The organism is Neisseria sp. P0014.S009, assembly GCF_051958155.1.
GTDB classification, from domain to species: domain Bacteria; phylum Pseudomonadota; class Gammaproteobacteria; order Burkholderiales; family Neisseriaceae; genus Neisseria; species Neisseria flavescens_C.
This window is the reverse complement of the sequence record NZ_JBQCVS010000002.1, coordinates 236,974-249,642: the sequence shown is the minus strand read 5'-3', so window position 1 is coordinate 249,642 and position 12,669 is coordinate 236,974. Positions and strand designations below refer to the sequence as shown.

General features: G+C 46.6%; 22 protein-coding genes. 7 read left to right on the top strand and 15 right to left on the bottom strand.

Features of this window, described 5'->3' with window-relative positions:
* Positions 1-4 precede the first annotated feature (4 nt).
* Positions 5-1,192 carry a site-specific integrase gene (locus ACTHS4_RS02950; RefSeq protein WP_371508346.1) on the top strand — a complete coding sequence of 396 codons (1,188 nt, stop codon included), beginning with the start codon at positions 5-7 and terminating at the stop codon, positions 1,190-1,192.
* Between the two features lie 45 nt (positions 1,193-1,237).
* On the opposite strand, the gene ACTHS4_RS02945 is transcribed toward ACTHS4_RS02950, so the two are convergent.
* The 12 genes from ACTHS4_RS02945 to ACTHS4_RS02890 form a co-directional block, all read right to left on the bottom strand.
* Entirely contained in the window at positions 1,238-1,552 is a 315-nt protein-coding gene (locus ACTHS4_RS02945) for a hypothetical protein (protein ID WP_371508348.1), read from the bottom strand.
* 40 nt (positions 1,553-1,592) lie between these two features.
* Positions 1,593-1,907 carry a pyocin activator PrtN family protein gene (locus tag ACTHS4_RS02940; protein WP_371508350.1) on the bottom strand — a complete coding sequence of 105 codons (315 nt, stop codon included), beginning with the start codon at positions 1,905-1,907 and terminating at the stop codon, positions 1,593-1,595.
* Positions 1,908-1,921: 14 nt separating this feature from the next.
* Positions 1,922-2,173 (bottom strand): flagellar protein required for flagellar formation, encoded by a 252-nt coding sequence (locus ACTHS4_RS02935; RefSeq protein ID WP_371508352.1) that lies wholly within the window; start codon positions 2,171-2,173, stop codon positions 1,922-1,924.
* Positions 2,170-2,874 (bottom strand): hypothetical protein, encoded by a 705-nt coding sequence (locus ACTHS4_RS02930; protein ID WP_371508354.1) that lies wholly within the window; start codon positions 2,872-2,874, stop codon positions 2,170-2,172. Before ACTHS4_RS02930 ends, ACTHS4_RS02935 begins: the two co-directional genes overlap by 4 nt.
* Positions 2,875-2,885: 11 nt before the next feature.
* Positions 2,886-3,218, bottom strand: a complete 333-nt coding sequence (locus ACTHS4_RS02925; protein WP_371508356.1) for a hypothetical protein — start codon at positions 3,216-3,218, stop codon at positions 2,886-2,888.
* On the bottom strand, positions 3,215-3,388 hold the full coding sequence (locus ACTHS4_RS02920; protein ID WP_371508358.1) for a hypothetical protein: 174 nt from the start codon (positions 3,386-3,388) through the stop codon (positions 3,215-3,217). The genes ACTHS4_RS02925 and ACTHS4_RS02920 overlap by 4 nt, the downstream gene beginning before the upstream one ends.
* A gap of 2 nt (positions 3,389-3,390) precedes the next feature.
* Positions 3,391-3,603, bottom strand: a complete 213-nt coding sequence (locus tag ACTHS4_RS02915; protein ID WP_371508360.1) for a hypothetical protein — start codon at positions 3,601-3,603, stop codon at positions 3,391-3,393.
* A gap of 138 nt (positions 3,604-3,741) precedes the next feature.
* The gene (locus ACTHS4_RS02910; protein ID WP_371508362.1) at positions 3,742-4,323 is read right to left on the bottom strand and encodes a hypothetical protein; all 582 of its coding nucleotides are present in this window, start codon (positions 4,321-4,323) and stop codon (positions 3,742-3,744) included.
* A 111-nt stretch (positions 4,324-4,434) separates the two neighbouring features.
* Positions 4,435-4,626, bottom strand: coding sequence for a hypothetical protein (locus ACTHS4_RS02905; RefSeq protein ID WP_070649557.1), 192 nt, complete (start codon positions 4,624-4,626; stop codon positions 4,435-4,437).
* Between the two features lie 49 nt (positions 4,627-4,675).
* A complete protein-coding gene (locus tag ACTHS4_RS02900) occupies positions 4,676-5,533 on the bottom strand; it encodes a DUF2303 family protein (protein ID WP_371508364.1) in 858 nt (285 codons plus the stop codon).
* 58 nt (positions 5,534-5,591) lie between these two features.
* Complete coding sequence (locus tag ACTHS4_RS02895) at positions 5,592-5,951, bottom strand: hypothetical protein (protein WP_371508366.1); 360 nt, start codon at positions 5,949-5,951, stop codon at positions 5,592-5,594.
* A 224-nt stretch (positions 5,952-6,175) separates the two neighbouring features.
* Positions 6,176-6,373 carry a hypothetical protein gene (locus tag ACTHS4_RS02890; protein ID WP_049351526.1) on the bottom strand — a complete coding sequence of 66 codons (198 nt, stop codon included), beginning with the start codon at positions 6,371-6,373 and terminating at the stop codon, positions 6,176-6,178.
* A gap of 141 nt (positions 6,374-6,514) precedes the next feature.
* Here ACTHS4_RS02890 and ACTHS4_RS02885 point away from each other — a divergent pair, with 141 nt between their 5' ends.
* Both ACTHS4_RS02885 and ACTHS4_RS02880 read left to right on the top strand, forming a co-directional pair.
* Positions 6,515-6,646, top strand: coding sequence for a hypothetical protein (locus ACTHS4_RS02885; RefSeq protein ID WP_273620645.1), 132 nt, complete (start codon positions 6,515-6,517; stop codon positions 6,644-6,646).
* A 9-nt stretch (positions 6,647-6,655) separates the two neighbouring features.
* On the top strand, positions 6,656-7,129 hold the full coding sequence (locus ACTHS4_RS02880; RefSeq protein WP_049351527.1) for a hypothetical protein: 474 nt from the start codon (positions 6,656-6,658) through the stop codon (positions 7,127-7,129).
* A 42-nt stretch (positions 7,130-7,171) separates the two neighbouring features.
* Here the strand turns inward: ACTHS4_RS02880 and ACTHS4_RS02875 are convergent, their stop codons facing one another.
* Together ACTHS4_RS02875 and ACTHS4_RS02870 are read right to left on the bottom strand one after the other, a co-directional pair.
* Positions 7,172-7,456 (bottom strand): hypothetical protein, encoded by a 285-nt coding sequence (locus ACTHS4_RS02875; RefSeq protein WP_371508369.1) that lies wholly within the window; start codon positions 7,454-7,456, stop codon positions 7,172-7,174.
* A 192-nt stretch (positions 7,457-7,648) separates the two neighbouring features.
* On the bottom strand, positions 7,649-8,350 hold the full coding sequence (locus ACTHS4_RS02870; protein ID WP_223168787.1) for a LexA family transcriptional regulator: 702 nt from the start codon (positions 8,348-8,350) through the stop codon (positions 7,649-7,651).
* Positions 8,351-8,464: 114 nt separating this feature from the next.
* Here ACTHS4_RS02870 and ACTHS4_RS02865 point away from each other — a divergent pair, with 114 nt between their 5' ends.
* The gene (locus ACTHS4_RS02865) at positions 8,465-8,689 is read left to right on the top strand and encodes a transcriptional regulator (protein ID WP_371508370.1); all 225 of its coding nucleotides are present in this window, start codon (positions 8,465-8,467) and stop codon (positions 8,687-8,689) included.
* A 107-nt stretch (positions 8,690-8,796) separates the two neighbouring features.
* The gene (locus ACTHS4_RS02860) at positions 8,797-11,643 is read left to right on the top strand and encodes a DUF5906 domain-containing protein (protein ID WP_440365482.1); all 2,847 of its coding nucleotides are present in this window, start codon (positions 8,797-8,799) and stop codon (positions 11,641-11,643) included.
* A gap of 29 nt (positions 11,644-11,672) precedes the next feature.
* Here the strand turns inward: ACTHS4_RS02860 and ACTHS4_RS02855 are convergent, their stop codons facing one another.
* Complete coding sequence (locus ACTHS4_RS02855) at positions 11,673-11,819, bottom strand: hypothetical protein (protein ID WP_371508373.1); 147 nt, start codon at positions 11,817-11,819, stop codon at positions 11,673-11,675.
* Positions 11,820-11,955: 136 nt separating this feature from the next.
* On the opposite strand from ACTHS4_RS02855, the gene ACTHS4_RS02850 reads away from it, so the two are divergent.
* Together ACTHS4_RS02850 and ACTHS4_RS02845 are read left to right on the top strand one after the other, a co-directional pair.
* Positions 11,956-12,102, top strand: coding sequence for a hypothetical protein (locus tag ACTHS4_RS02850; protein ID WP_371508375.1), 147 nt, complete (start codon positions 11,956-11,958; stop codon positions 12,100-12,102).
* Positions 12,103-12,216: 114 nt separating this feature from the next.
* On the top strand, positions 12,217-12,597 hold the full coding sequence (locus ACTHS4_RS02845) for a hypothetical protein (RefSeq protein ID WP_371508377.1): 381 nt from the start codon (positions 12,217-12,219) through the stop codon (positions 12,595-12,597).
* Positions 12,598-12,669: the final 72 nt, after the last annotated feature.

Genomic DNA, 12,669 nt, shown 5'->3' with positions numbered 1-12,669 from the left:
AAAAATGGCTACTATAACCAAAAGAACCAATCCGTCGGGGGCTGTTGTTTACAGGGCGCAGGTGCGTGTGAAAAGGGAGGGCTATCCTCCGTATTCCGAAAGCCGGACTTTTTCCAAAAAATCTCTTGCGACTGAGTGGGCAAAGCGTCGTGAATTTGAGATTGAGACAAATCCGGACCTACTTTTTAACGATGGCAAGCGTGAATTATGCCCTACGCTCAGGGAGGCTGCAAAGAGGTATGTTGATGAAGTTCGGACGAATTACAGTGAGACGAAGCTTGGGGTTATCAATTTTATTTTAAATTTTGATATAGCCAATAAGCGGCTGGATAGGTTAACGCGTGCTGATTACTCTGCTTTTGCCTTTGCCCGGCAGAAGGGTTGCCCTGAGCTTGGTATCAAGCCGGTGGTTGCCTCTACGATCAACGGCGATTTGCAGTATATGCGCTCGATCATTAAGCACGCGCATTTCGTTTGGGGGCTTGATGTATCATGGGCTGAGCTTGATGTTGCGATGGAGGGTTTGCGCAGGGCGCGTGTCATTGGTAAGGCACGCCGGCGTGATCGTTTGCCTGATAACGATGAGCTTTTGAAATTAACGGTGTATTTCTTGAGGGCGTGGCGGCGCGTGGTTGTAAATCCGAAACGTCTGCCGATGCACTTGATTATGTGGTTTGCGATTTATTCCTGCCGCCGTCTTGATGAGATTGCCCGATTGCGCTGGTCTGATTTTGATGAGACAAACCGTCTTTGGCTTGTGCGAGATTTGAAAAATCCAAGAGGGAGCAAGGGTAACGATAAGGCTTTTATGGTATCGGATGAGGCAATGGCTGTGATTAATTTGATGCGCTCTCCTGAGATTGCGCGGCAAATGAATGTGCAGAATGGCGATTTGTTGCTTGGTGGTTATAAGGGCAGGAGTGTCGGCTCTTTGTGGCAGCGTGCGTGTCGTGAGCTGAAGATTGATGATCTGCGGTTTCATGATTTGCGTCATGAGGGGGCAACAAGATTGGCTGAGAAGGGTTTGTCGATTCCGGTGATGCAGCAGTTCACGCTCCATGGAGATTGGGAGAGTATGAGGCGATATACTAATCTTCGGGCAAGGCCTCCGGTGCTAGAGATGATGGATGCTCTGCAAGAGGCTGATGGGATTATTAGGGCTGAGCAGCCTGATCGCTCTTTTTTCGCCTGAAAGGAAAGGCCGTCTGAAATTCAGACGGCCTTTATTAGGTATATATTACTTGTTTTGGTTTAATACTGCTGCTTTAAATTCCGGATGAAATTCTAATGTGTCTGCTTCTTGGTCAATAATCTTATTATCTGGGGAAAGTAGGGTTTCGAGTACAGTCATTAGCCATTGTATGTCGCAGCTTTCATGTAATTCGACAATTTTATCTAGTACCTTGGCTTTATCGTCATCTTCCAAAAACTCAAAGTCTCCGTCATCATTAATTGGCTTTAATGGGTTGAGTTCGTAGCTTACCGTATTTAATATATTTATTAAATTCCATACGGCCTGTAAGTCTTTCTCTTCTGGTTTTGCAATCTTCATTTTTTAATCCTTTAAATTGGTTGGTGAATTGATTGGCATTTTAATTTCGTACTCTTGCCCATTCGTCTTTTGCCTTGCTTTCGATTTGGTCTAGCCATTCAGCAAGGGCTGACACACTTACAAACTTGGGGCTTTTCTTGTTGCCATCTGCTGAAATTACCGGCCATGGCAAGCTTTGCGCATTTGCTTTCCGGCGTGCTACTTCAGGGCTGAGGTTCAAATATTCTTTTGCTACGGTTTCCAGTGGAATATGAGTGTTGCCGTGTATCAGCATTAATCTAGTTTCTGTTGGCATTTTTGACATTTTCTCGGTCCTTATTTGTTTTGCCGTCGGCCTTGTTGCTACTGTTTGCATTTTGGTTCCTTTGCTTATTTGAGGCGGTGACGGACGCCGCCTTCCAGTTCGCGCCGCTGTTCTGCCGTGTGGCCGTTGATGCTGTACACGCTGTCAGTGCCGAAGCTTTCCGCCGCCCGCATCTCCAGTGCTACGGTGTTGAGGATGTTGCTGCTGATTTTGCTGACGGCTTGGGCGGTATTTGCGTCGATTTTTCCGTCTTTGAGTTTTTCGAGGGTGTCGAAGAGGCTTTCCCTTAATTGTTCGGTTACGCTTTTGCAGGTCATTTGTTCCTCCGGCTTCTGTTTTTGCAAATGGTGCTTTTGAGTTTGTCGTTGGCTTTGACGGTTTCTTTCAGCTCGTCGGGTATGGAGAGAAGCTCGGGATAGGCGGTCAGCATCTCGATTTTTTCTTTGAGTTTTTCTATCGGGTAGAGGTATTCGCTCCATGCTTTGCCGCTGCCGTGCAGCACGTCTTCTAAAATCTCGATCTTCCTGTGGTTGATGAGGGCGAGGCTGGGGATGATGAATACATGTCGGTACGCGTTTTTATCTTTAATATCTGCGGTTTGGTCGGCTTTTGCAAAGATGACGAAGATGTCGGTTTCCAATTTGTTGTCGCAACGCAACCTGATTTTCCGCTGCTGGCCGCGCCCGCTTTCGCTCAAGGCGGTGGTTTTGATGTCGATTTTCGCGCCGTTAAGCAGGAAGTCGTAGCGCGGCATATTTTTACGTATGGCTAGGTTGGCGTTGACGGCATCGGGGAATATGTCTTGGAAGATTTCTTCGCCTACACGGCCGGTCTCCCCAGCCTTGCTGTTGACGATGGCCGCTTCCGTGATGCGTAACACGCCGCTGTGCCGGGCAATCATCGTCGCTTGGATAATGTCTATTCCTGCGGCGTGGGCGGCGGCGCGGATGTTGGCTTGTTCGTATGCCGCCAAAAAGGTTGTAACTTGCGCGTCGGTTGCGCCGAAGTTGCTGATCATTTTGGTTTCCTTTAATGTTGATGCCGTCCTCTCAACGGCTCGGACGTTTTAGGCATATCGGATGAATGGGTTTCAAGTTCGGCCTGCTCATCTACCCATTTTTTCAACTCTGACCATGTTTTAAACTTTGTCACACGGCCTTTTATTAGTCTGTTGAGTTTGCTCAAGAGATAAAATAAAAAAATCAAACCAGTGATAAAAGTCCAAAATATCGAATCTGCCCAATGGCTAATATATAAGCAGAACCCAATCACTAATCCTGTTGAAACATCTTTTATTATGCTTTCCAGCAGACTTTCGCTTGCGTTGTATGCAATGATGTTCTTGTCTCTGATTTCAATCATTTTGTTTCTCCAAAGTATTCTTTTAATTTTTTGTACAAATCATTAGCGTGGTCGATGCTCATAAAAATATCATCTTGCCCGATAATAATATCCACGAATCCTTGTTCTTGGTTTACTGCGATTTGCACTGGTACACTCTCAGTCCATTGGGATAAGTCTATATTTGCCATTTTTAATTTCCTTTGTTTTTGTTTGTCCTTAGTAATTCGGCATTATTTGCCGCTTCCTCGAAAGTCTTGTATTCAGCAATTTTTTTTGATTTACGCTTAAAGTGTGAGCCATTTGACCAACGCTTATGGTCATAAGACGTCCCTGTGTATTCGATGACCAGCCATGTGTTTTTTGGGCTTCGTTTTACGGCGATATTTGGATGTTGGCGGCTCATGTCTTTCTCCTTGTTAGTGCGGCCAGTGTCCGCCGTGCCAGTCGTCATTGTTTTTGGTTGTTTGCATTTTTATGTAGTAGATGATTGAGCAGGCGATTAATCCTGCTGAAAAACAAATTAACAAAAGTGCGAAATATTTCATTGTGTGGCCTCCAGTCTTTTCCTTTTGCGTTGACGGTGTGCTTCTTGGTTTAGAATTGGCTCTGATTCTTTCAGTGCGGCAATGTAATGCTGCCAGCTTGCAATTTTGAGGAGCCATTTGAAATCTGATATTGACTGCTCAATGTGTTTGATCTCATCTCCAGTCAAAATAAATTTGTTGGTTTTCTTTTCGCGCGTTGCGATCCCCTCTAAAACGTCTGTTGTGCTGTCGATCGCGATGTCGAGTAGGATAGACAGGCGAAGTTTAAATTGCATATGGTCGTCAGAATTATCGAAATTGACTTTGGCGCGTTTCATCACTTCCAGTAGGGCAACATACAAGTAATGGCATTCGCACATTTGGAAGAAATTTTGACCTGTTGCTTTCCCGGATTTGACTAGATCAAGAAAATTTGTGTATCCGGTTAATACGGCATTGATTGTTTCTTCCGATAGTGGCCTGTTGCTTGTTGCGTGTGCTACAAGTTGTATCGGGTTTACACTTGATTGCCGGGCGGTATCAATTAAGTACAGACGTTTTTTGCAATATTTTTTCCGTGGTCGTTTGTTGGTTGCCATGGTTTTATTTCCGTGGTGTGCCGTCTATCCATTTGCGGAATCGGATTCCGGTGATGCGTTCGACGGCTATTTGTACGATGATTAGGACTAAGACTAATATTGCCGGCATGGTTATTTCGGGTCTGTTGGTTCGAGAACGAGACCGCCTCCGATTAGTTCGGGATTCTTATCAAAATCGATAAAACCGCAGCCTTCCTGTGGGCATTCGATGTTGACGGTAATTGTTTCTTTGGCTGTCGCTTTGCCGGTCATGTAGCCTGCTGTTGCTATTAATATGGCAATTAAGATGTAGCGGATTTTCATTTTTTACCCTTTATGTGGCCGTCTGAAATTCAGACGGCCTTTTGTTTGTTTAGTCGGGTCGTCCGAAGTAGATATCTACATCGGCGAGGGATTTTTGAATTTCTTCGGCAATGTCTTTTGCCGCCTGTTCGATGACTACGTCAATTTGTTGCAGTTCGTACCATAAACACAATGCGCCGGTATTCTTTTCGATGCGGAATTTCAATAATGCTTCGACAAAATATGGCTCGCCGCCTTGGTATGGTGTGAAGCTGATGCCAAAACGCTCGAACATCTTGAGATTTTTCTCAGTGGCAGCATCATCTTTGCTTGTGAAAGTAAAATTGATACGGCCATCTTGTTCGCGGTAGCCTTGTTTGAATGTTGTCGTTTCGGTGTATTCAAGATTCAGCGCGAAATCTAAAACTTCGGCGGCTGTTGGATACACTGCCTCCGGTTTGGCCGGATTTTTAGAAACGATGTTGCGGGCATTGTTGGTCAGGAAATGGGCAAATTCCGCTTGATTCATTTTATGGACATTGTTTTTGAGCCAGTTTTCTGCCGATGTCGTCTGAACCGGACGGAAAAATGCAACAAAATCGCTCCAGTCTGCTTGCGTAGCTGTGTGACCGTTAATGATTGCGATGATGTTGATTTTTCCTGCTTTGTAGTCGGCATCGATAAAAATCTGTGTACCTTCCTGTTTGTGTTTTGTGACAAACTTGATGAGGCTTTTTGCGTCGTGAAATTCTGGGTTGCCTGTTTTATGTAAGGGCTTATCAAGCAGGGTTTCGTCTTTTGCATAGGCCCAATCAGTATCATTACCGCAAGGATTGGCGATGATAGGCATGCCATTTGGAGCGGTGATAATAAAAGGCTTCTGAGCGGCTTTCATTGCGGTTTGAATCATGTTTTCTTGAGTTTCCATTTTTGGATTCCTTTAATGTTGATGCGGGTTATTCCGCGGGTTCTAGATTTGCTGATTGTTAAGAGGTTTTGACCATTTTCAGCGATGAAGCTGGATCTTCGACGGATTTCAGTTTCAGGGTGCCTTGCGCCGGATCGTCGGCTTGAATGTTGCCGTCAGGTGTCGCGAATACGATGCCGCCTTCGCGTTTTTCTTTTGGCAGTTTGGTTGTCACGTCGTGAGCAATTTTTACTGTGCCGTGGCTGATGTTCTGCGGCGTGATTTTCAGTTTCACCGTCACTTCGGCTTGCTTGCCGTGAGCAAGGCAGGCGCGGACGGCTTCGGACATTGCCTCGCCGAGTTCTCGGTCTAACCATCCGCCGTTTACGGTTGGGATTTGTTTAGATGCGGCAACGAATTTCTTTTCTTTGGTTTCCATTTCAGGTTTCCTTTTGGTTACTTAGGGATATTTCCGCCAGTAGGCGGGTTTCAAAATTTCGGGCATGCGATGCGATCTTCCACTTCCTGTTGTGTTTGTTCGGCATTCCATGCCTGCGGCGCGGTGTTCGCGGGTTGTGCCTCGCATCCGCCGTATGCGGCAATGATGAGTAGGGATGTTGAAAACAGGAGCTAGTTAAAAATCTTTGCCATTTCCCCGCCCCTTTAGTCGAGTGCGCGTACCGATTCGCCGATATAGGCTTGCGGCCAGCTTTGGCGGATGATTTCCAGCGCGTCCGCCTTGTTGTCGGTTTGAATGTGGTTTCGGAGAATGGTGCACCGTCCATCTTCTGTTTCGGCGATGGAGGCGATTTCGACGTCTTCGCCTCCGTGGCACGGCAGCATGACCGGGTAGGTTTTCATGGGTGTTTTCCTTTACTGTCGGCCTGCCGCATGGCAGGGGTTTCAAATTTTTGCCGTCCTTGCAACGGCTTGGCGTTTAACGCACGCTTGCGTCGTGGTAAGATACGAGTACCAATCAACCCCACCACAAAGAGGTGAAATATGTCTAACCAATCATCCCGTCCGCCAAGCGGCACTACTCACAACCAGCCTGCCGATTCCAGCCGTGCCAGCGTGCCGTCCAGGCCTACCCCGGTAAGCGTTCAGCCGCCCGGCGGAGGGAAGGGAAAATAAGGATTTCCAATGTCTGAATTTGATACCGTAGTAACCCGCCGGCAGGAATTGGCCGATATCGTGGCTTATTCCTTTTTCTTGCACCGCCTCGCCTACCGTTGGTATTCGCGGATTGACAAGCTGATCGCGTTTCTGCTGCTGCTGTCGGCAATGGCGGTGGTGTCTTCGCTGCTTCCGCCCCTGCTGCTGGGCTTTTCGGTATCGTTTCTTACGGCTTGGCAGTTGGTTTATACGCCCGGCGAAAAGGCCGCCGCCGCCAAGGTTTCGATGACCGAATACGGCAACCTGCTGAATAATTTTTCCACCCTGACCGATGAGGAACTGGAGGCGGCGGCTGCTCGCCTGAGCCCTGCCGATTCCCATCCGCCTGCCTGTCTGCACAATCCCGCACAACTGGCGGCCTATATCAAACTAAATGTCGATTCGGCGGATTTGCCGAAGCTGACGCGCGTCGAAAAACTGGCCGCCTGTTTTTGCGGGTAGCCGTTTCGTTCCGGCTGCCGCCCCTTTCGGGGGCGGGGTGTCTTATGCCTGTGCTTCTTTCCAGCATTTGATGCGGCTTCTTGCCGTTTCCAATGCGGCGGCTTCTGCCTTTTGTCTTGAGTGGCCGAAATAGACGACCAAGTCGGAAGCCTGCTGCCTAAATTTTTCTTTCACAAACGCCTTAAACTCTTTCAGGTCTTTTCTGGTCTGTTCGGCTGTTTCTTTGATAAACCAGCCGCCGGCCACCATTACTTTTTCGCGCGGGGCGTTTGCTTTGCAGGTGTTTAATTCGGCATTCAGTATTTGCAGGGTGCTTTTCGTTTTCATTTTTTGATTCCTTGGTGTTTCGTTTTGATGGAATCAATATTAGCGTAACGCTAACATATAAGCAATAGCGTAACGCGTATTATTTTATAGCGTTTTGATTTACAAGATAATATTTTTTAGCGTTTTGCAAAAAAAAAGTATAAAAAAGAGGCTACCTGAAATTTCAGGTAGCCTTTATTGAGAGAAATGGCGTTATCGAAATTGTTTAAAACCCCAGCTCCCCTTTATTTTCCCAATAATATGAATATTATCCGCATCTTCCGGGCGAACTTCTTCATCGCGGTATTTGGGGTTATCGCTTATTATCAGCAAAACCCCGGTTGAGGTCATTTGCAGGCGTTTGGCTCTTCTGCCCGCTGGAGTATGGATAACATAAAGCCCATCTCCATCAAAATAATCAATCCCGGTATCTACAAATAGGATTTCATCGGACTCTATTGTGCCACTCATCGAATCGCCTGTGCCAGTAATGATGTGGATGCGTGATATTGCGCCGCCAAAATGTGTTTTTGCCCATGATTCAGCTACGGCCACAAAATCGACAATCTCAACCGGTGTATCGTCTAATGTTCCTACACCCATTGTGGCCTTAACATTTAACACACTGAATTTAATATATCCTTCCGGCACAATATAGCCATCACCTAACATCATTACGCTATCCAACGGCTGATCAAACCATGCGCGCGGTTTGCCGGTGGCAATTTCTATCTCGCGCGCTGTTTCAGACTTGAGCGAGCGCGGCTTGCCGGTTCGAGAATCAGGGGAGGCATTCAGCCATTGGCTAATTTGAGAGGCTGATTTGTTGATGGCTTCGCTCAATTTGCCTTGTCCGCCGTATTCGTCAATTAGCATTTGCAGGCGTTGGCGGTAGGTTTCTTCGATAGTTTTCATAAATTTTCCCTTTCTGATGTTGTATTTTAGCAATTTGCTAAATTTATACTATACGCGAAACGCTTGCTTTTTATTTAGCGTTTCGCTAAACTATAAAAAACGTTGGAGATAAAAATGAATTTAAATGAATACCTAAAGCGCGGCGGGCGTGGTTCGCTGGTAGCGCTGGCCGAAAAAATCGATGCTCATGCGCCAGATGTGAGTAGTTGGGCTTCAGGCCGCCGCCCCGTTCCGCCAGTCCGTTGTGCTGCGATTGAGGCCGCCACCGATGGAGAGGTTACCCGCAAAGACCTCCGCCCGGATGACTGGCAAGAGATTTGGCCTGAATTGTCTGTTTAACCTGTTACTCCCGTTACCGATTAACACGCGATTGGTAATTTAGCCTGCCCTCTCAAGGGGGGGGGCAGGCCTTTTTTACGCCTAAAAAACGTAAAGGATGACTGAAAATGAATAAAAAATATGCAACAAAAGCTGAAATCAATGCCGCTGCTCATGGCCGGTGGCGTGAGGTTTTAGAGGCTTGCGGGGTTCCTTCTGAGATTTTGGACAAAAATCATCATCCATGCCCGTCATGTGGCGGCACTGACCGATTCAGGTTTACCGATGGCAGCGGCTCAAGTCGCGGTAGCGGTGTTTGGATTTGTAACCAGTGCAAGCCAGATGGCGGCAGTCCGTTTGATTTGCTGATGGATGTTTGCGGATACAGTTTTAATGAGGCTAAGGACAAGGTTGCGTCCTTGCTTGGTTTGGCGCATGGGGATTTGGTAGATAAGGCTCCGAAACCGTTGCCTCCTCCTGCTCCGGTAAAAGAAGAAGAGCGCGATTTGTGGAGGCCCATCGTTCCTGTGCCGGAATATGCGTTGAAATCCATGACCTTTAGAAATGGATTTAGAAAATCAGATGACCTTATTTTTAAATCTGTTTTCCGGGATAGCTCCGGCGCGGTTTTGGGGGGCGTTGCCCGATTTAAAAAATCAGACGGCGGAAAAATCGATCTGCCCTATACGTTTTGTGAGCATAAGAAAACGGGCGAAAAGATGTGGCGTTGGCGTTGTTGGGATAATCCTCGCCCATTGTACGGTCTTGATTCTTTGGCTGCTGACCCATCATTACCGGTTTTGGTTGTTGAGGGCGAGAAATGTAAAAACGCGGCAGATGCTCAGGGTTATAACTATGCCGTCCTGACGTGGCATGGCGGTTGTAATAATTGGGATAAGTCGGATTGGTCGGCGGTCGTTGATCGTGATGTCGTCTTGTGGCCGGATTGCGATTCGCTACGCCAAAAGCTGACAAAAAAAGAGCGGCAAGAAGGTGTTGACCCTGAGTCTAAACCATTCCTGCCACGCAATGAGCAAGGCGGAATGAAAGCGATGTTGGGTATTGCTGAGGTGCTGACAAGGCAGAATTGCCGCGTTTGGCTGGTCAATATTCCTGCTCCGGGTAGATGGCCCCATGGTTTCGATATTGCGGATGCCATTGCAGATGGCGGTCGCATCGTCAATCCGTCCGAAGTTTTGAGCAAAATGGGCGCGGCGGATTGGTTGGTTGAATATGTGCCGGAAGCAGAAAGGCCGTCTGAAAACTTTCCCGCACCCATTCAGGAAGCGGAGCCTGAGTCCGAACAGTTGCCCGAATCTCCTGAAGTAACAGGCAATCAAGGGGGTGCGGGGGATATGGATGACGAATATTTGGCCAAATTGCAAAAACTGAAATCAGAATTTGGGCTGGTTGAAGGTAAAGACCACGGCGTGAACAGAAAAACAGGGGTTACATATACCCGAAAGGCAATGACTGTTCATTTCGGTAAAGATGTTGTCGATGCTTGGTATGAGTGGGGTCGTGCGCCGGTGCTGACCATGTATGAAATTAATCGGCTGAAAAAAGACTATGCTTTGATTCAGGCGGTAAAGGATGATGATACGCAGGGAATGATGGAGCGGTTTATTTATCTTGATGGCTCGGCATCGATTTGGGACAACAAATTATGGCGCGTTGTCCCTGAAAAGGCGGCTCGTCTATCGATGACGCCTGATGGTTTCAAAATTTGGGTCAACAGCCCGAGCCGCATTGTAAAACGGTTTGATAGATTGGTCTTTGAGCCTGGTCGAGTGTTGTCTGATGACTATATTAATATCTTTCGAGGCATGCCGATTGAGCCGAAATTCCCGATTCCTAAAGAGGATATGCCCAAAACAAACTACGAATTGTATAGATTATTCCCTGAAATCAAGCCGATTCTGAATTTGATTAACCATTTGTGCAATGGAGACTACCAACAGGTCGAATATTTGTTGAATTGGCTGGCGTATCCGTTGCAAAACGTGGGCGCAAAGATGACGACCGCTGTTGTCATGCACGGTCATATTCATGGCGCGGGTAAATCGTTTTTCTTCGAGGAAATCGTCAAACCAATGTACGGAGAATACGGCGCAACATACGGTCAAGAAGACTTGGAAAGTAACTATACGGCAAACCGCTCAGGCAAAATGTTTGGTATTTTTGAAGAGGTTTATACGAATCAGCAAAAATACAATAAAACAGGCAGCCAAAAGCACATGATTACCGGCAAGACGATGCGCGTCGAGCGGAAATTTCAGGATGCCTATGAAGAAGCAAACCATATGAATTGTGTGTTTTTGAGTAATGAATCTCAGCCTTTCAAAATTGAGGAAAACGACCGCCGTTATTTCGTTGTATGGCCTGAGAAAAAGTTGGACAAAAAATTGCGCGATGAAGTTTTAGACTGTATCGGAAATGATGGCGTCCGCCTGTTTTACAGTTTCCTGCTGTGTTGGAATTTTTATCTGACTTACGGGCAACAGGAAGCAGAAAACGAAAAAGGATACAAAGTAATCAAACTGGAAGAGCCTGTAAGATTCGATCCAAACACGCCGCCGCCGATGACTGCGGCGAAACAAAACGTCATTTCCTATGGCCGATATGCTTGGCAGACGTTTTATTCGGAGTGGGCTGGCGGTGGTATCAAAGACCTGCCATTTTGTTGTTGCATTACTGACGATCTTTGGTTGGTTTACAAAGAGTGGTGCAGGCAAAACGGCGAGCGAGAAATGGGCAAAACCAAGTTTCTGCAACATATTGCTGAAAAGATGCCGCGGGCGCGGCGCTGGTGGCGGACGAAAAATAAAGATGGCGACGTATCGTGTCAAAACTGGATTTTTAAGCCGGCTGGCTGGCAAGCGGCTGACGGATTGCCGGAAATGGATGCCCTGGGCAATGAGGTTTTACGATTCCGCAGCGCTGGTTGGAGGTATCGCAGCGGTGAAGAAGTTTGACGATTGAGTCTGACATATGTATGATATTTTCAAAACGCGTGCGGCAGAGTTGTCGGGCGCGTTTTGTAGTTTGGATTTTTGGTTGTGCCATAAATTTGTGCCATTGTGCCATGCGCTGTGCCATATTTTAAATCGCTGAAAGCCTTATGGGGCATGGCTTTGTGCCATTGTTCCATAAATTTCAGCGATTTTTGCTTTACGCGAGAAAAAATTTATAGGTTTTCAAAATATGACACGGTGTATATATACCGTGTCATATTTTTTTGTGGCTGGATAATTTTTTTTTCTTATGCGAGATTTTATAAAAAATTTATGGAACAATGGCACAAAGCCATGCCCCATAAGGCTTTCAGCGATTTAAAATATGGCACAGCGCATGGCACAATGGCACAGGTTTTTAAAATTTATGGCACAAGCCCATATTGTTATTGGCTTGCAAGTTTTCATCGTAAAAAATAATTTCATTTTGAATTTTTCTATTCAAATTTTGATATAATATCCCTTCAAAAATAAAGCCCTGCGGATTCCGACGGCGGCTAGGGATGGTCAGCGTGAAACAAAGACTGACTGGAAATGAAATTTGAACTTGAAACATTGTTGGAATGGTGGGCTGATTGGTCTGCCAAGCGAGAGGATAACGGCTTGGGCTTCGGTTGTAGCCGGTTCAATCGGTTGATGGCGTCGGGCGAGCTTCCGCCGCGTGATGATTTCCGGGCATTGTTGCCTTATGGCGTTGACGGAGATGGAATAGGGAGTTTGGTTGACCAAGCAATCTGCCGTCTTAATCCTAATCGCCGACAAGTAATTATGGTTGAATACCGGCGAATAGGTACTCAAGAAGCAAAAGCGAAGGCATTGGGAATTACGCGAAAGGCTTATGAGCGGCGGCTTTCAAATGCTAGGCTTAACTTGGTGGCGGATTTATCTGTTAAAAAGTTGTTAAAAGCCTATTGACCCTTTGGGGGAAATCTGTTTAAATTATGTCAAGCTGTGTTTTACTGTGTGAGCAGGAAACGCGGCTTTTTT